Raw genomic sequence first — 17573 nt, 5'->3', positions numbered from 1 at the left:
ATGAAAGCCGGTCGGCGTCGGCTGGTCTCAGCGTTGTGCCATGCGGGTGGCGAAATGGATCTCGACAGCCTTGCGGATGGCCTCTGCGATTTTGTCATGGCCGTCCTGCGAGGCCAGAAAACGCGCGTCGGCAGGGTTCGAGATATAGCCCGTTTCCAACAGCACCGAAGGCATATCGGGCGCCTTCAGCACCATCAGCGATGCCATACGGTGGTAGTTGGCCTTGATCGGAATCAGCGGCTGCGCCTCGCGCCCCAGCAACTGGGCGAAACGGGACGAGGCATTCATCGTCTCGCGCTGGGTCAGGTCGATCAGAATTGATGAGATGTTCGCATCCTGACCGCCCAGGTCTACGCCTGCGATAATATCGGCCTTGTTCTCGCGGCTGGCGAGCCGGGCGGCTTCCTTGTCGGAGGCGACTTCGGACAGCGTGTAGACGGTCGCGCCGGTCGCATCCGGGTTCGGTGCGCTGTCGCAATGGATGGAGATGAACAGGTCGGCGTGCAGGCGCCGCGCCAGGCTATAGCGGTCTTTCAACACGACGAAGCGGTCGTCTTCCCGCGTCAGGGCCACGCGCACCCGGCCCGAGGCAAGCAGTGCCTCCTTCACCGCCAGCGCGGTCTTCAGCGTCAGATCCTTCTCGCGTACGCCATTGGCACCGATCGCGCCCGGATCATGCCCGCCATGGCCGGCGTCGATCACCACCAGCGGGCGGCTGCGATCGTCGCCATAGACACGCGGCAGGGGGCCGCCGGCGCTCCGGGCGGGGATCGGCATCGACACGCTGTAATCGGAATAGGCGGTGCGGGTCGCCCCCGCGAAATAGCGGAAGGGCGGCAGGAAGCGCAGCCGCTGTTCGGCCGCGGCGCGGGCAAAAGCGGAATCGTCCACCGAGCGCAACTGTAGTGTCAGCGTGCGTCCGCCATCGGCAAAATTGCCTTCCGCGATGATCGCGGGCCGGGTTAGGTCGAGCACGATCCGGGCGCCATTGTCGCCGTGCCGCCCTTGGCGGATCGCGGACACATCACCGCCGGCCTCTGCCACGCGGCCCGGTGTGGCGCCGGTCACGTCCAGCGCGATGCGATGCGGCGTCGGCAGCACGAAGGCCGTCGCGTCGCGAACCGGCGCATCGAAGGTGATCACCACCCGATCCCCGTGTACACGAACCTTTTCGACGACCCCGGCCCAACTCGGCGCACCGGTCAGCCACCCGGTCAGAAGAGCGAGCAGAAACAGCACTCGCTTGCTATGCCGTGCCCCCCGCCGCCCGGTCCAGCCCAAAAGCTTGGTCACTACGCCCCTCACACAGACGAATACGCGATCTGAGGGTGACCCTAGGCATCGGGCTTCAAATCCCGCTGAATCGATCTGGTTAAGTTGGGATTGACCACCTTTTGTCCTACGCGCGCGGATTAGAACGATGTCGCAACTATCCGGGGCCGCCTCCGCAGAAATTCTGCTGCCGTTCCGACAGTTGCCGCATCGTCAAACGGGTGCTAGGCAGTGCATGCTTCCGGCCTGATGCCGGAATAGTCGAGCGGCCATGTGGGGCCGCGACAGTTCAGGTTGACGCTCGCATGAGGCAATTTCCCCAACGTCCGCACAGCCAGGCCATCCCGGCCGGCGTGGCGGCGATGGTGGAGCAGTCGGACCGCCGGTCCGCGCGTGCCCGTGCAGCAGCAGCAGTTTTTGAAAACCGCAGAACCCCGGCCGGCACCCCCGGCTCGGTTCGCACACCCAATCGCGCGCACGCGCCACATCCCGTATCCGGATCCGGCCGGCGCGCCCGGAGAATATTGAATGACCATGCGTATGTTGATCGACGCACGGCACCGGGAGGAAACCCGCGTTGCCGTCGTCAAGGGAAACCGAATCGAGGAGTTTGATTTCGAGTCCGCCGAGCGAAAGCAGCTCAAGGGCAATATCTATCTGGCCAAGGTAACCCGCGTCGAACCGTCGCTGCAGGCGGCGTTCGTCGATTATGGCGGCAATCGCCACGGCTTCCTGGCCTTTTCCGAAATCCACCCCGATTATTACCAGATTCCGAAGGAAGACCGCGAAGCGCTGCTGCGCGAAGAGGCCGAGCATGCCGCCCAGGAAGCTGCGCTGCGCGAGGAAGAGGGCGACGACGATCACGACCACGACGACGGCCATGAGGATGGCGTTCAAGTAGTCGAGCGCCCGCACGACGACGAGGAAGCCGCCGAAGGCGAGGATGCACCCGAGGGCGGTCGCCGTCGTCGTGGTCGCGGCGGCAATGGCGACGAGGCGGAGGCGCTGCGCCAGCGCCGCATGAACCTGCGCCGCCGCTACAAGATTCAAGACGTGATCCGCCGCCGCCAGGTACTGCTGGTCCAGGTCGTCAAGGAAGAGCGCGGCAACAAGGGCGCGGCGCTGACCACCTATCTCAGCCTCGCCGGCCGCTACTGCGTGCTCATGCCGAATACCGCGCATGGCGGGGGCATAAGCCGCAAGATCAGCTCGGCGGCCGACCGCAAGCGGTTGAAGGGCATCATGGCGGAGCTGAAGCTGCCGCCGTCGATGGGCTGCATCGTCCGCACCGCCGGCCTTCAGCGGACCAAGACCGAGATCAAGCGCGACTTCGACTATCTCGCCCGACTGTGGGACGAGATTCGCGAGAAGACGCTGTCTTCCTCGGCGCCCGCGCTCGTCTATGGCGACAGCGATCTGATGAAGCGGGCGATCCGCGACATTTATAATCGCGACATCGACGAAGTGATCGTCGAGGGCGAGGAAGGCTATCGCCAGGCCAAGGACTTCATGAAGCTCCTGATGCCCAGCCATGCCCGCAAGGTGAAGCAATATGCCGATGCGGTGCCGCTGTTCCAGCGCGCCGGCGTCGAGGATCAGCTTGCGGCGATGTACCATCCGGTGGTGCAGCTGAAATCGGGCGGTTATCTGGTGATTAACCCGACCGAGGCGCTGGTCTCGATCGACATCAACTCGGGCCGTTCGACGCGCGAGCACAATATCGAACAGACCGCGACGGCGACCAATCTGGAAGCCGCGCAGGAAATCGCCCGCCAGCTCCGCCTGCGCGACATGGCCGGCCTGGTCGTGATCGACTTTATCGACATGGACCATTCGTCCAACGTCCGTAAGGTCGAGAAGGCGATGAAGGAGGCGTTGAAGAACGACCGCGCCCGCATCCAGGTGGGCCGCATCTCCGCCTTCGGCCTTATGGAAATGAGCCGCCAGCGCCTGCGCACCGGAGTGCTCGAAGCGTCGACCCGCACCTGCCCGCACTGCGAAGGCACCGGTCTGGTCCGCACCGCCTCGTCCGCCGGCCTGTCGGCGCTGCGGCTGATCGAGGACGAAGCGGCGCGCGGCCGTGGTTCGCAGATCCTGCTGCGCGCCAGCCAGGAGGCGGCCTTCTACGTCCTCAACAAGAAGCGCGGCGAACTCGCCGAGATCGAGGACCGCTACGGCGTGACGATCGAGATCGCGGCCGATGGCGAGCTGGAAGGCGCGCGCATGTCGGTCGAGGCATCGGGCCCGCCGCCGGCGCACGCACCGCGCATCGACCCGCTGATCGAGGAACCCGAAGAAGAGTTCGTCGAGGAAATTGAGGAAGAGGAAGTCGAGGCGGAAGCCGAGGCCGAGGAAGCGCGCGATCGGGGCGATAGCGACGGCCGCAAGCGCCGCCGCCGCCGTCGTGGCCGCGGTCGCCGCGGTCGGGATGGTGATGCGCCGCAGGGCGAGGCCGGTGAAGAAGGCGGGGCCGAAGACGACGGCGCCGATGCCGAGGCCGAGGCGGCAGAAGCCGGCGATGGCGAAGCGGCAGAAGCCACGCCCGCCCAGCGCGAAGAAGGCGAACGCGCCCGCAAGCGCCGTCGTCGCGGTCGTCGCGGCGGCCGTCGCGGTGCCGGTGGCGAGGATGCCGGCGCTGAGGCCGGTAGTGAGGATGCTGCCGATGAGGGTGTTGCCGAGGTCGCGGAATCGATCGCGGCCGAGCCGATCGCGGCCGAGCCGATCGTCGCCGAAGCGCCGGAGCCGGTTGCCGAGGCGGAAGCCGCACCCGCACCGAAGCGCCGCCGCAGCCGCAAGGCCGAAGCGCCGGTTGAAGCCGAAGCCGAAGCGCCGGTGGCTGAAGCTGCTGCGCCGGTCGAAGCGGTAGCCGAGCCGGTGGCCGAGGAAACGCCGGCCAAGCCCAAGCGCACCCGCCGTAAAAAGGCGGATGCCGCACCCGAGGCAGAAGCTGCACCGGCACCCGTGGCAGAGCCCGAGCCGGTGGCCGAGGAAGCGCCGCCCAAGCCCAAGCGCACCCGCCGGAAGAAGGCTGATGTCGCAGCGGAAGTCGCTGAATCTCAGGCTGAGCCGGTGGCGCAGGACGTCGCGCCTGTGAGCGAGCTGGTTGCGGAAGCCGATACCGCCGATGCGGAAGCAGAGGCTGCTGAGGGCGATGCCGCCGCGCCGCGCCGCGGCTGGTGGCAGCGTACCTTCGGTAATTAATCCCTGAGCCCGGCGCAGTCCCCGTGGCTGCGCCGGACTTCACCGGCGGTTCAGCTTTGCGCCGCCAGTCGGCAACCGGATAGAGGCAGGAGTCGACATGTCCCGCATCCACCGTCTGGCCACGCTGCTTGCGCTGCTGTGTCTGGGGCTGTTCGCGGCACGTCCGGCCATGGCCCAATCGGTATTGCGCGATGCCGAGACCGAGGCGCTGCTGGCCGATATGGCGGCGCCGCTGTTCAAGGCGGCGGGCCTGTCGCCCGAAAACGCCAAGGTGGTGCTGATCCAGGATCCTTCGATCAACGCCTTCGTCGCCGGCGGCCAGATCGTCTATGTCAATTCAGGCCTGATCGACGCTGCCGATAACGCCAACCAGGTGCAGGGCGTGGTCGCGCACGAAATCGGCCATATCGTCGGCGGCCATGCCGTGTTCCAGCGCGATGGCGGCTATGGCAAGGTGACGATCCTCAGCCTGTTGCTCGGTGCCGCCGCAATGGCGGCGGGGTCGCCCGAAGCCGGCACCGGCATTCTGATGGCCGGTCAGCGCGCCGCGATCGGCAAATATCTCGCCTATAGCCGCGTGCAGGAATCCTCGGCCGACGCGGCGGGCTCGCATTTTCTGAACACCGCCGGGATCAGCGGCAAGGGCATGCTCAGCTTCTTCGACAAGCTGACGCAGCAGATGCACACTTATGGCTATTACACCACCGACCCGGATGTCGATCCGTTCGCCCAGACGCACCCGATGTCGCAGGATCGTGTCGAGGCGCTGAAGGCCGATCTGCAGAAGTCGCCGGCTTGGAACAAGCCGTCCGATCCGGATCTGGAGCGGCGGTTCAAGCGGGTGCAGGCAAAGCTGCGCGGCTATGTCAACGATCCCAAGACGACGCTCCGCGTTTATCCGCTGAGCGACCAGTCGGCGCCGGCCCATTATGCCCGCGCTTATGCCTATCACCAGTCGGGCTATCCCGAGCAGGCGGCGGCGGAAACCGCGGCACTGGTGAAGATGGCGCCCGACGACCCCTATTTCCTCGAACTCGAAGGGCAGATCCTGCTCGAATCGGGCAAGCCGCAAGAGGCGCTGGCTCCGCTGCGTCGCGCTACCGAGCTGTCGCACTATTCGCCGCTGATCGCCGCCACGCTGGGGCATGCGCTGGTCGCCACCGAGGACAAGGCCAATCTCAAGGAAGCCGAGCGGGTGCTGCGCGATTCGATCACGCGCGACCGCGACAATCCCTTTGCCTGGATCAATCTGGGCACGGTCTATGACCAGCTGGGCGACCAGCCGCGCGCCGCGCTCGCCACGGCCGAACGTGCCAATCTGATCGGCGATGCGCGGACTGCCTATATGATGGCGCGTCAGGCAATGGGCGGCTTGCCGCAGGGGTCGGCCGACTGGGTGCGCGCACAGGATATTCAGATGGTATCGGAAAATCAGTTGAAGGACGACAAGCGCAACAAGGGGCGCAGCGGCGAATGATCGCGCGTCTGACCCGCAGCCCGCTGGCATTGGTGGGTGCCTTGCTGCTTGCCGCGATTCTGGGCGGGCTTGTTGTGCTGGGCGCGCAGGCCGCAATTCCCGGCGCCGGCGGCGACAAGGCGCGGGTGGAAGCGATCGTGCGCGCCTATCTGCTCGAAAAACCCGAAATCCTGCGCGAGATGATGGAGCGGCTGCAGCAGCAGGAAAGCGCGCAGCTGCAAAAGGCGCAGGACAACGCCCAGTCGGCGGTACCGGCGGCAATTCCTGCGCTCACCGCGCCCTTCGCCAGTGCCTGGGCCGGCAATCCGCAGGGCGATGTGACGGTCGTCGCCTTCATGGACTATGCCTGCGGCTATTGCCGCGCCAGCCTGCCCGGATTGCGTGAACTGATCGCGAAGGATCCCAAGGTCCGCGTCGTCTATCGTGAATATCCGGTGCTGGGGAATGCGAGCGTGGCGGCGGCGCATTGGGCGCTGGCGGCGGCACAGCAGGGCAAGTTCCGTGCGTTCCACGATGCCTTGTTCGCTGCCGATGGGCCGAGCGATGCGGCGATCGCGGATGCGCTGGCCAAGGCGGGCGTGGATCGGGCGGCAGCGGAAAAGGCGGTGCGCTCCGACGCGGTTGCCCATGAAATCGAGGCAAATCGCAAGCTAGGCGCAAAGCTGGCGATGAACGGCACGCCTTCCTGGGTGATCGGCGGCAAGATCTATTATGGCGCCCGCGACTATCAGGCGCTGGCAGACGCAGTGGCGGAAGCGCGTAAGTCCAAGTAATCCGGGCCCTTGTCGTCGGAACGGCGGCTGCCTACCTAGCGGCTTCCTTCCGGCCAGGGCTTTCCTTCATGCAATCCATCCTGTCGCTACGCCAGGTCAGCAAGACCTATGCGTCGGGCCACAAGGCGCTCGACCATGTCGATCTCGACATTCGGCGCGGCGAGATTTTCGCGTTGCTCGGCCCCAATGGCGCCGGCAAGACGACGCTGATCTCGATCATCTGCGGCATCGTCACGCCCAGTTCGGGCACCATCCTGGTCGACGGCCATGACGCGATCCGTGAACCGCGCGCGGCGCGGTCGAAGATCGGGCTGGTGCCGCAGGAAGTGGCGGTGGACATGTTCTCGCGCGTCGGATCGGCCGCCCGCTATTCGCGCGGGCTGTTCGGCAAGGCACCCGACGGCGCCTATTGCGACCAGTTGCTCAAAGACCTGTCGCTGTGGGACAAGCGCGACGCCAAGATCATGGAGCTTTCGGGCGGCATGAAGCGGCGCGTGATGATCGCCAAGGCGCTGAGCCACGAACCCGACATCCTGTTTCTCGACGAACCCACTGCCGGGGTGGATGTCGAATTGCGGCGCGACATGTGGAAGCTGATCGGCCGGCTTCGCGACCGCGGCACCACCATCATCCTGACCACCCACTATATCGAGGAGGCCGAGGAAATGGCCGACCGGGTGGGCGTGATCAACAAGGGCAAGCTGCTGCTGGTCGAGGAAAAGACGACGCTGATGCAGAAGCTCGGCAAGCGCGAACTGGACCTGAGCCTGGTCGAGCCGTTGCCGGCGATTCCGGTCGAGCTGGCCGAATGGAATCTGGTGCTGGCGGATGAAGGGCACCGGCTGCGCTACACCTTCGATGCGCAGTCCGAGCGGACCGGCATCCCGTCGCTGCTGCGCAAGCTGCATGACCTGGGCATCGCCTTCAAGGATCTCGATACGTCCAAATCGAGCCTGGAGGACATCTTCGTCGATCTGGTGGGGGCGCGGCAATGAACGGCATCAATTTCCACGGCATCTGGGCGATCTACACGTTCGAAATGGCGCGCACGCTGCGTACGCTGTGGCAGTCGATCGCGACGCCGGTCATTACCACCTCGCTCTACTTCATCGTGTTCGGCGGGGCGATCGGCAGCCGGATCGATTCGATCCACGGCGTGAATTACGGCAGCTTCCTCGTCCCCGGCCTGATCATGCTGTCGCTGCTCACCCAGAGCATCGCCAATGCCTCGATCGGCATCTATTTCCCCAAATTCACCGGCACGGTGTTCGAACTGCTCTCCGCGCCCATTTCCGCGATCGAGCTGGTGGTGGGCTTTGTCGGCGCGGCGGCGACCAAGTCGGTGGTGATCGGCCTCATCATCCTCGCGACCTCCGCATTGTTCGTGCCGCTCCGGATCGATCATCCGGCGGCGATGCTGGCCTTTCTGGTGCTGACTGCTGTCACCTTCAGCCTGTTCGGCTTCATCATCGGCATCTGGGCGCGCAGCTTCGAACAGCTTAACATCGTGCCGGCGCTGCTGGTGACGCCGCTCACTTTTCTGGGCGGCGCCTTCTATTCGATCGATATGCTGCCCCAGCCGTGGCACAGCATCAGCCTGTTCAATCCGGTCGTCTATCTGGTCAGTGGCTTCCGCTGGAGCTTTTTCGGCCATGGCGATGTGGCGATCGGCTGGAGCCTCGGCTTCACTGCCGCCTTTCTCCTGATCTGCCTGGCCGTGGTCGTCACCATCTTCCGCACCGGATACCGGCTGAAGAACTGACGGCTCAATCCACCCAGTCGAGCCCGATTTCGCGGTAGAGGCCGCGGTCCTCTTCCCATTTCGGGTTCACCTTGACGTGCAGGTACAGGTGCACCGGCACGCCGAGCAGCTTGGCGAGTTCGGCGCGGGCGCGGGCGCCGATTTCCTTGATGCGCGCGCCGCCCTTGCCGAGCACGATCGCTCGCTGGGTTTCGCGGGCAACCAGGATCTGCTGGTGGATCTCGACCGATCCGTCCTCCCGCTCGCTATATTTCTCGGTCTCGATGGCGCTGGCATAGGGCAGCTCGGCATGGAGCTGGAGATAGAGCTGCTCGCGCGTCACTTCGGCCGCCAGCATCCGGTCCGTGGCATCGGAGACCTGGTCTTCGGGGAAATGCCAGGGCTCCTGCGGCATCGCCTTGGCCAGCGCGGCCTTCAGCTCGGGCACGCCGTCACCGGTCTGGGCGGAGACGAAATAGGTTTCGTCGAACGGCAGCGCCTCGTTGAGCTTTGCCGCATGGCCCAGCAGGCGCGGCTTGTCGGCGACGTCGACCTTGTTCAGGATCAGGATCTTGCGCTCGGGCCGGGCGCGAAGGCTTTCCAGCACCGTCTGCACCTTCGGGCCGATGCCGCCCTTGCCGTCGACCACCAGCGCGATCAGGTCCGCGCCCTGCGCGCCTTCCCAGGCAGCGGCGACCATCGCGCGGTCCAGCCGGCGTTCGGGGGTGAAGATCCCCGGCGTATCGACCAGGATCAGCTGCGCGTCGCCTTCGATTGCGATGCCCATCAGCCGCGCGCGCGTGGTCTGCGCCTTGGGGCTGACGATCGCGACCTTCTGGCCGACCAGCGCATTGACCAGCGTCGACTTGCCGGCATTCGGCGCACCGACGATCGCAACGACGCCGCAGGATTGTTGGGGGGTGGGTTGGGTCATGGATTCCGGTTGTAATGGGGATTGAGAGTGGGGGCGAGGGCTGCGCTGGCTCTCACCCGCCCAGCTTCGCCAGCAGCGCGGCGGCGGCGGCGGTTTCGGCTTCCTGCTTGTTGCTGCCCTCGGCACTGGCTTCGGCGAGCTTGCCGATCGACACCTTCACCGTGAAGCGCGGCGCGTGGTTGGGGCCGGAGCGGTCGATAACTTCATATTCGGGTGGCCGGCGATTGCGCGCCGCCGCCCATTCCTGCAGCGCCGATTTGGGGTGCTTGGGCGCCTTGGCATGGGCGTCGATCCGGTCGCCCCAGATGCGGCGGACAAAGCCGCGTGCGGCATCGAGCCCCGCCTCGCGATAAAAGGCCCCGATCAGCGCCTCCATCACATCGCCCAGCACATTGTCGCTATCCGCGGCGCCGTCATCGCGGGCCTGTTTGCCGAGCTTCAGATAGGGCACCACGCCCAGTCCGCGCGCGACATCGGCGCAGACCGGTCCCGTCACCAGTGCGTTCAGCCGCCGCGACAGCGCCCCTTCGGGTTCGTCCGGAAAGCGCTCGAACAGCCACTCGGCGATTACCAGCCCCAGTACGCGGTCACCGAGAAATTCCAGACGCTGGTAATTGCCCGCCGCCTGGCTGCCATGAGTCAGCGCCCGCTCGAAAGCGGCGAGGTCCTGCGCCGGGCGGCCGAAGGTCGCAGTGACCCAGCCGCCCAGGTCGGGGGTGCTCAGAAGCCTTCTCCGATCCGGCTCCAGCGCGCTGCCGTGAACCAGGTCCAGGGCAGGAACCAGTTTGCGCTGCCGTCGGTGGACCAGAAGTTCACCACTGCCTTGCCCTCGATATTCTCGAGCGGCACGAAGCCGATGCCATTGCCGTTGGGCGGCTGCGGGAAGCGGCTGTCGGTGGAGTTGTCGCGGTTGTCGCCCATCAGGAATACATGGCCGGCGGGCACCGTGTACACATCGGTGTCGTCCTGCGGCAGCGTATCCTGGTCGAGCACATTATATTGCTTGCCGCTCGGCAGCGTCTCGCGGAACTGCGGAATGCGGCACACCGGATTGCCCTTGTCGTCCGCAGTCTGGAAGCGCGTCGGGCAGTTCACGAAATTCGGCGTGATCGGCAGCACGAAATCCGCGATGCGCTGCTTGGGCACCGGCTTTCCGTTCAGGATCACCTGGCCATGGACCATCTGCACCGTGTCGCCCGGCAGGCCGATCACGCGCTTGATCCAGTCCTCGCCATTGTGATTGGGCGCCTTGAACACCACCACGTCGCCGCGCGCGGGCGTGCCGGGGAAGATGCGGCCCGGGATCAGCGGCAGGCTCCACGGCAGCGAATGTTTCGAATAGCCGTAGTTCCATTTGGTGATGAACAGATAGTCGCCGATCAGCAGCCGCGGCAGCATCGACTCGCTTGGGATGCTGAACGGCGAGAAGATGAAGCTGCGCACCACGAATACGATCAGCGCCAGCTTCAGCAGGAAGGTCGCGAGATCGCGCCATTCCGACTTGGGCTTTTCGGGCTTTGCAGTCGGCGAGGCAGGCGCGGCGGTACTAGCCGGGGCGGGGGCTGCGGTTTCGGCGGAGGAAGGCGTTTCCATGGGCTATGCTCTGCTAGCGCCGGGCGGAGAGGTCAAGCCGATGAATGAGGCTGGCCCCGGCAGGATTGGGACGATAGGGGGACGTGCCACCATGGAGATGAATATGGCCTTGCCAGACTGGACGCCGATCCAATCCCTTCCGCATGCGACGCTCACGCAGCTTTTCGCCGCCGATGCCGAGCGGCTTTCGCGGCTTAGCGTCGATGTCGCCGGCATCCATTTCGACTGGTCGAAGACGCACCTGACCGGCGAGGCGCTCGCCGCCTTCGCCACGCTGGCCGACCGGATGGGCCTTGCGGCCAAGCGCGATGCGCTGTTCGCGGGCGAGGCGATTAACGTGACGGAGGGCCGCGCCGCCGAACACACCGCCGAACGCTATGAAGGCGCGCCCGACAGCGTTGCGCGCGCCCGCAGCCAGCACGCCCGGATGCGCGCGCTGATCGACGCGATCGAGGCCGAGGCGCTGGGGCCGGTGCGGCACATCCTGCATGTCGGCATCGGCGGCTCCGCGCTGGGGCCGGACCTGCTGGTCGACGCGCTGGGCCGCGATGCCGACCGCTATGATGTGGCGATTGTCTCCAATGTCGATGGCGTGGCGCTGGAAGAGGCGCTCAAGCGCTTTGATCCGCAGGCGACGATCCTGGCGATCGCCAGCAAGACCTTCACGACGACCGAGACGATGCTGAACGCCGAAAGCGCGCTGGCGTGGATGGCCGAGGGCGGGGTGGCCGATCCCTATGGCCGCGTCGTCGCACTTACTGCCGCGCCCGAGCGCGCAGTGGAATGGGGCGTCGATGAAACCCGCGTGCTGCCGTTCTTCGAGAGCGTCGGCGGCCGCTATTCGCTCTGGTCGTCGATCGGTTTTCCGGCGGCGCTTGCGCTGGGCTGGGAAGCGTTTGAGGAATTGCTGGAAGGCGCTGCCGAAATGGACCGCCATTTCCGCCTGACCGATCTGCACCAGAACGCACCGGCGCTCGCGGCATTTGCCGACCTCTATTACACGCAGGCGCGCGGCTGCGAGACCCGCGCGACCTTCGCCTATGACGAGCGGCTGCGGCTGCTGCCCAGCTATCTCCAGCAGCTCGAAATGGAATCGAACGGCAAGCGCGTCACCGCCGAGGGCGAAGTGGTGACCTGGCCGACTGCGGCGATCACCTGGGGCGGGGTGGGCACCGATGCCCAGCATGCGGTGTTCCAGTTGCTCCATCAGGGCACGCGGCTGGTGCCGGTCGAGTTCGTCGGTGTGATCGATGCCGGTGATGCGCTGGCCGAGGGGCATCACCGCCAGTTGCTGCTCAACATGTTCGCGCAAGGGGCGGCGCTGATGGCGGGCAAGGGGCATGACGATCCGGCGCGTGCCTATCCGGGCGACCGGCCGAGCTCGACGCTGCTGCTCGACGCGCTGGAACCGCGCACGCTGGGCGCGCTGATCGCTTTCTACGAGCACCGCACCTTCGTGAACGCGGTGCTGCTTGGCATCAACCCGTTCGACCAGTTCGGCGTCGAGCTGGGCAAGGAAATGGCCAAGGCGGCCGACAAGGGCGGGCTCGATTTCGACCCGTCGACCAACGATCTGATTCAAAGGGCTTTTGGCGCATGAGCGACGAAGAATATGTGTATGATGAGGCGAGCGGGGAATGGATCCCCGCCGCCGAGGCCGCTGCCAAGGCAGCGGCCGCCGATGCGGTGGAAGTGCGCGACTCGGTCGGCAACCTGCTGCAGGACGGCGATCAGGTAACGCTGATCAAGGACCTGACGGTAAAGGGCGCGGGCCAGACGCTGAAGCGCGGCACGCTGATCAAGTCGATCCGTCTGACCGGCGACGCGCAGGAAATCGACTGCAAGTTCGACGGCATCAAGGGCCTGGTCCTGCGCGCGGAGTTCGTCCGCAAGCGGTGAGCCTTGTTCCCCTCCCGCTTGCGGGAGGGGCTAGGGGAGGGACCGACGTGGAGGCTCTCGCTACAACGGCTTCCCGCGCGACAAGACCATCCCCTCCCCCGACCCCTCCCGCAAGCGGAAGGGGAGCGATGGCTGCGAGGGCAGCGCTATTGTTTTGCCCGCCGGCACCCTATCTTTGCTGCAATCTTTCTCCTGCCTTGCGCTGAACCCCTCCGGAGTGACTCATGTCCGACTATGACTTCGACCTGTTCGTGATCGGCGCGGGTTCGGGCGGCACGCGCGCCTCGCGCATGTCGGCGGCCTATGGTGCGAAGGTCGCGGTGGCGGAGGAGTACCGGGTCGGCGGCACCTGCGTGATCCGCGGTTGCGTGCCCAAGAAGCTGCTGATCTTCGGCGCGCATTTTGCCGAGGATCTGAAGGACGCGCGCCGGTTCGGCTGGGACGTGCCCGACTGCCATTTCGACTGGCCGACGCTGCGCGACAATGTGCTGGCCGATGTCGACCGGCTGAACGGCCTCTACACCCAGGGGCTGGAGAATAATGGCGTCGAGATCATCCACGAACGCGCCACCGTTACCGGCCTGCATGAAGTGACGCTGGCGAGCGGGCGGAAAGTCAGCGCCAAGACGATCCTGATCGCCACCGGTGCGCACCCGCATGTGCCGCAATTCCCCGGCTGCGAGCATGGCATCACCTCGAACGAGGTCTTCCATCTCGAAACACTCCCCAAGCGTGTACTGATCGCCGGCGGCGGCTATATAGCCAATGAATTCGCCGGCATCTTCAACGAGTTCGGGTCGAAGGTGACTTTGGTCAACCGCACCGATGTGATCCTGCGCGGCTATGACATGCAGGTGCGCGACCGACTGCTCCAGATTTCGATGACCAAAGGCATCGATTTTCGCTTCTTCGCCGAGTTCGAAAAGATCGAGAAACAGGCCGATGGCAGCCTGCTGGTGTCGATGACCAACCATGCGCCGATCGAAGTCGATTGCGTGCTGTTCGCCACCGGCCGCATTCCCAACAGCAAGGGGCTGGGGCTGGAGCAGGTCGGCGTCGAACTCGACGACAAGGGCGCGGTGAAGGTCGATGCCGACAATCGCAGCTCGGTCGACAGTATCTATGCGGTCGGCGACGTCACCAACCGCATCCAGCTGACCCCGGTGGCGATCCGCGAGGGCCAGGCCTTTGCCGACACGCTGTTCGGCGGCAAGCCGCATCAGGTCGATTATACCAATGTGCCCAATGCGGTGTTCAGCCATCCGCCGATCGCTGCCGTGGGCATGACCGAGACCGAGGCGCGCAACAAGCTGGGCTCGGTCAAGGTCTACACGTCCGACTTCCGGGCAATGAAGAATGTGCTCGCCGGGCGGCATGAGCGCGCATTGTACAAGATGGTGTGCGACGGTGTGACCGGGCGGGTGGTCGGGCTGCACATGATCGGCCCCGATGCGCCGGAAATCCTCCAGGCCGCGGCGATCGCGGTGAAGGCGGGGCTGACGAAGGAAGCGTTCGACGCCACCGTCGCGCTGCACCCGACCATGGCCGAGGAGCTGGTGCTGCTGAAATAGCACCAGCCCGTAACGGTTGGTGCCGCCTATCCCATATGTTCCAGCAGGTCGTCGCCGCTGCTGTGCGGCACCTTGCCGGCGCCGCGCGACAGCCAGGCGGTGGTGGCGATGTCCCAGGTGACATTGCCCACCGTCCGCATGATGTCGGGCAAGGTCTCCACCGCCACCAGCAGCCCCAGCGGCGCAATCGGCGCGCCGATCGTCGCGGCGACGGGGGAGATCGCGCTGATATAGCTCACCGTGCCCGGCAGGCTGACCGATCCGAGCGAGGTCAGCGTTGCGACCACCACGCCCACGGCCAGTGCTGCGGGGTTGAGCGGTACGCCGAACCACTGGGCGACATAAATGGCGACGGCGAAGTTCATCGCCGGTCCGGTCGCGCGGAAGATCGCGACCGCCAGCGGCATCGTCACGCCCGATACCGCCACGGGCACGCCGATTTCGGCCGAGCCCTCGATCATCACCGGCAGGGTGGCGAGCGAGGATTGGGTGCTGAGCGCCACCGCCTGGCTAGGCAGTGCGGCGCGGATGTAGCGGCCCAGGCCGACCCGCCCGCCGATCACTGCCGCCGGATAGGCGAATAGCGTGACCGTCAGGCCCACCGCGGCGACGGTCAGGATGTAGTGGATCAGCGCGCCGAACGCGCCGGTGCCGGCCTTGGCGCCGACCACCAGCGCCAGCGCGAACACGCCCACCGGGCCGACCCACAGCACCCACTCGATCACCACGAGCATCACGTCGCGGATTGCGACGAAGAAGCTGGTGAGCTGCGCCCGCGCCTCGGCACCCACCCGCGTGATCGCGAAGGCGAAGATCAGCGAAAAGATGATGAGCGACAGAAAGGCGTTCTCCGCCGCGGCCTTGACGATGTTCGCCGGGATGATCGCCGCCAGAAATTCGCCGAGCGGCGGTGCGGGGCCGACCTTTTCGGCGCCGGCGAGCGCCGCGCGCAGGCTCGCGGCCGATTCCTGCGGCAGCGGCGCGATCTTCAGGAATAGGGGCGTCAACAGCGCAGCCGCAGCGGCCGACAGGAACAGCAGCACCACATACATCGCGATCGCCCGCCCGGCGAGCCGCCCGGCCTGCGCCGCCTCTGCCGTGGCGGTCACGCCGGTGATCAGCAGCGCGACGACCAGCGGCACGATCGTCATCTGCAGCCCGTTCAGCCACGCCTGCCCGACCGGCTGCGCCCATGCCGCGGCGGTGAGCCCGGCCTGCGGCGCCCATGCCGCCAGCACTGCACCGACGATCAGCCCGGCCAGAAGGGAAAGAAGAATTCGAGTTGGTTGCGACATGCTCGCCCTTTGGTTCTTTCGCCGCTATCACGGCCCCCACACAACGCCACAAGGGCGCGAGAACGTAAGACATGGCAAGAAAATATTTCGGTACGGACGGCATTCGCGGCGCCACCAACACGGCGCCGATGACGGCAGCAATGGCAATGAAGGTGGGAATGGCGGCCGGCGCGCACTTCCGGCGGGGCGATCACCGGCATCGGGTGGTGATCGGCAAGGACACAAGGCTTTCGGGCTATATGCTCGAAAATGCGATGGTCGCTGGCTTCACCAGCGTAGGCATGGACGTGGTGCTGGTGGGGCCTATGCCTACGCCGGCCGTGGCGATGCTTACCCATTCGATGCGCGCCGATCTGGGCGTGATGATCTCCGCCAGCCACAATCCCTATGCCGATAACGGCATCAAATTGTTCGGGCCGGACGGGTTCAAGCTCTCCGATGCAGATGAGGAAGCGATCGAGGCGCTGATCGACGGCGAAGTGCCGCTGGCCTATCCTGCCGATATCGGTCGTGCCCGCCGCGTCGAGGACGCGCGCGGCCGCTACATCCACTTCGCCAAGTCAACCTTCCCGTCGGATCTGACGCTCGACGGGCTGAAAGTGGTGGTCGATTGCGCCAATGGCGCAGCCTATCAGGTGGCGCCTTCGGCGCTGTGGGAACTGGGCGCGGAAGTGATTTCGATCGGCGTCAGCCCCAATGGCAAAAACATCAACGACCGCGTTGGTTCGACGGCGCCGCAAACCCTGTGCGAGACGGTGGTCGCCTCTGGCGCGGCGATCGGCATTGCGCTTGACGGTGATGCCGACCGGCTGATCGTGGTCGATGAAACCGGCACGGTGATCGACGGCGACCAGCTCATGGCGCTGATCGCGACCGGCTGGGCGCGGCAGGGCAAGCTGGCCGGGGGCGGTCTGGTGGCGACGGTGATGTCGAACCTGGGCCTCGAGCGGCATCTCGCCGCGCAGGGGCTGGGGCTGGTGCGCACCAAGGTGGGCGACCGCTATGTGCTCGAGAAGATGCGTGGCTCGGGATATAATGTCGGCGGCGAGCAGAGCGGGCACATCATCCTGTCCGACTATGCGACAACCGGCGACGGGCTGGTCGCCGCGTTGCAGGTGCTGGCGGAGGTCGTCCGCGCTGGCGCACCGGCGAGCGAGGTGCTCCACCGTTTCGACCCGCTGCCGCAGCTTTTGAAAAATGTCCGTTTCGCAGGCGGCAAGCCGCTGGAAGATGCGGCGGTGAAGGACGTGATCGCCGCTGCCGAAGCCGAACTGAAGGGCCGCGGCCGGCTCGTGATCCGCGCGTCCGGCACCGAACCGGTGATCCGGGTGATGGCCGAAGGAGACGATCGGGATCAGGTCGAAACAGTGGTCGACCGGGTTTGCGAAGCGGTGCGTTTGGCGGCTGCCTGATGCTTCAATTCCCCTCCCGCTTGCGGGAGGGGAGTGCAGGCGGACAGGCTAGGAGGACAGGCCATGCTGGAAATGCGGCCCGATTGCGAAAAATGCGGCACCGATTTGCCGGCGGACGCGGGCGGCGCCTTCATCTGCTCGTTCGAGTGCACCTTCTGCGCCGACTGTGCCGATGCACTCGACGAGCGTTGCCCCAATTGCGGTGGCGAGCTGCTCGATCGTCCGGCGCGGGTGGGCCAGGCCCTGAAGCGGCATCCTGCTGCTACCGAACGACGATTTCGCGGTTAGGGTCTGTCCTACAGGGGGCGCTTTGTGCCACACAGGGCACCATGTTGAGGATGCTTGCCAGGGGCCGCTTCGTCACGCCAGACCCGCCGGTGTGCGGGGGCGTGCGGATGGCGCGCA

The 17573-nt window shown here is 65.9% G+C and carries 15 protein-coding genes; 10 read left to right on the top strand and 5 right to left on the bottom strand.

What is annotated here, in order from left to right:
- Positions 1 to 27 precede the first annotated feature (27 nt).
- Positions 28 to 1293, bottom strand: a complete 1266-nt coding sequence (locus tag ACT53M_RS05695) for an N-acetylmuramoyl-L-alanine amidase (protein WP_476232058.1) — start codon at positions 1291 to 1293, stop codon at positions 28 to 30.
- A 507-nt stretch (positions 1294 to 1800) separates the two neighbouring features.
- Here ACT53M_RS05695 and ACT53M_RS05690 point away from each other — a divergent pair.
- The 5 genes from ACT53M_RS05690 to ACT53M_RS05670 all read left to right on the top strand — a co-directional run bounded on the left by ACT53M_RS05690 (position 1801) and on the right by ACT53M_RS05670 (position 8485).
- Positions 1801 to 4473: an Rne/Rng family ribonuclease gene (locus tag ACT53M_RS05690; RefSeq protein WP_476232057.1), complete on the top strand. Its 2673-nt coding sequence runs from the start codon at positions 1801 to 1803 to the stop codon at positions 4471 to 4473.
- Positions 4474 to 4570: 97 nt separating this feature from the next.
- Entirely contained in the window at positions 4571 to 5950 is a 1380-nt protein-coding gene (locus ACT53M_RS05685; RefSeq protein ID WP_476232055.1) for a M48 family metalloprotease, read from the top strand.
- Positions 5947 to 6723 carry a DsbA family protein gene (locus tag ACT53M_RS05680; protein ID WP_476232054.1) on the top strand — a complete coding sequence of 259 codons (777 nt, stop codon included), beginning with the start codon at positions 5947 to 5949 and terminating at the stop codon, positions 6721 to 6723. The genes ACT53M_RS05685 and ACT53M_RS05680 overlap by 4 nt, the downstream gene beginning before the upstream one ends.
- A 68-nt stretch (positions 6724 to 6791) precedes the next feature.
- Positions 6792 to 7718 (top strand): ABC transporter ATP-binding protein, encoded by a 927-nt coding sequence (locus tag ACT53M_RS05675; protein WP_476232052.1) that lies wholly within the window; start codon positions 6792 to 6794, stop codon positions 7716 to 7718.
- The gene (locus tag ACT53M_RS05670) at positions 7715 to 8485 is read left to right on the top strand and encodes an ABC transporter permease (protein ID WP_476232051.1); all 771 of its coding nucleotides are present in this window, start codon (positions 7715 to 7717) and stop codon (positions 8483 to 8485) included. The genes ACT53M_RS05675 and ACT53M_RS05670 overlap by 4 nt, the downstream gene beginning before the upstream one ends.
- A gap of 4 nt (positions 8486 to 8489) precedes the next feature.
- Here the strand turns inward: ACT53M_RS05670 and era are convergent, their stop codons facing one another.
- The 3 genes from era to lepB are packed head-to-tail and all read right to left on the bottom strand — an operon-like array spanning position 8490 to position 10991.
- Complete coding sequence (gene era, locus ACT53M_RS05665) at positions 8490 to 9398, bottom strand: GTPase Era (RefSeq protein WP_476232049.1); 909 nt, start codon at positions 9396 to 9398, stop codon at positions 8490 to 8492.
- Between the two features lie 52 nt (positions 9399 to 9450).
- Complete coding sequence (gene rnc, locus ACT53M_RS05660) at positions 9451 to 10122, bottom strand: ribonuclease III (RefSeq protein ID WP_476232400.1); 672 nt, start codon at positions 10120 to 10122, stop codon at positions 9451 to 9453.
- Complete coding sequence (lepB, locus tag ACT53M_RS05655) at positions 10119 to 10991, bottom strand: signal peptidase I (protein WP_476232048.1); 873 nt, start codon at positions 10989 to 10991, stop codon at positions 10119 to 10121. Before lepB ends, rnc begins: the two co-directional genes overlap by 4 nt.
- A gap of 103 nt (positions 10992 to 11094) precedes the next feature.
- On the opposite strand from lepB, the gene pgi reads away from it, so the two are divergent.
- From pgi to gorA, 3 genes are all read left to right on the top strand, one after another.
- A complete protein-coding gene (pgi, locus tag ACT53M_RS05650) occupies positions 11095 to 12591 on the top strand; it encodes a glucose-6-phosphate isomerase (protein ID WP_476232047.1) in 1497 nt (498 codons plus the stop codon).
- Entirely contained in the window at positions 12588 to 12890 is a 303-nt protein-coding gene (locus tag ACT53M_RS05645; RefSeq protein ID WP_476232046.1) for an alkylphosphonate utilization protein, read from the top strand. The genes pgi and ACT53M_RS05645 overlap by 4 nt, the downstream gene beginning before the upstream one ends.
- A 224-nt stretch (positions 12891 to 13114) precedes the next feature.
- Positions 13115 to 14461 (top strand): glutathione-disulfide reductase, encoded by a 1347-nt coding sequence (gorA, locus tag ACT53M_RS05640; RefSeq protein WP_476232045.1) that lies wholly within the window; start codon positions 13115 to 13117, stop codon positions 14459 to 14461.
- Between the two features lie 26 nt (positions 14462 to 14487).
- Here the strand turns inward: gorA and ACT53M_RS05635 are convergent, their stop codons facing one another.
- On the bottom strand, positions 14488 to 15756 hold the full coding sequence (locus ACT53M_RS05635; protein WP_476232044.1) for a dicarboxylate/amino acid:cation symporter: 1269 nt from the start codon (positions 15754 to 15756) through the stop codon (positions 14488 to 14490).
- Positions 15757 to 15827: 71 nt separating this feature from the next.
- On the opposite strand from ACT53M_RS05635, the gene glmM reads away from it, so the two are divergent.
- Positions 15828 to 17168, top strand: coding sequence for a phosphoglucosamine mutase (gene glmM, locus ACT53M_RS05630; protein WP_476232043.1), 1341 nt, complete (start codon positions 15828 to 15830; stop codon positions 17166 to 17168).
- A 63-nt stretch (positions 17169 to 17231) separates the two neighbouring features.
- Positions 17232 to 17456 carry a DUF1272 domain-containing protein gene (locus ACT53M_RS05625; protein ID WP_476232041.1) on the top strand — a complete coding sequence of 75 codons (225 nt, stop codon included), beginning with the start codon at positions 17232 to 17234 and terminating at the stop codon, positions 17454 to 17456.
- Positions 17457 to 17573 lie beyond the last annotated feature (117 nt).

It is taken from the genome of Sphingomonas sp. DMC6 (assembly GCF_056314225.1).
This window is presented reverse-complemented; position numbering and strand designations above follow the sequence as displayed.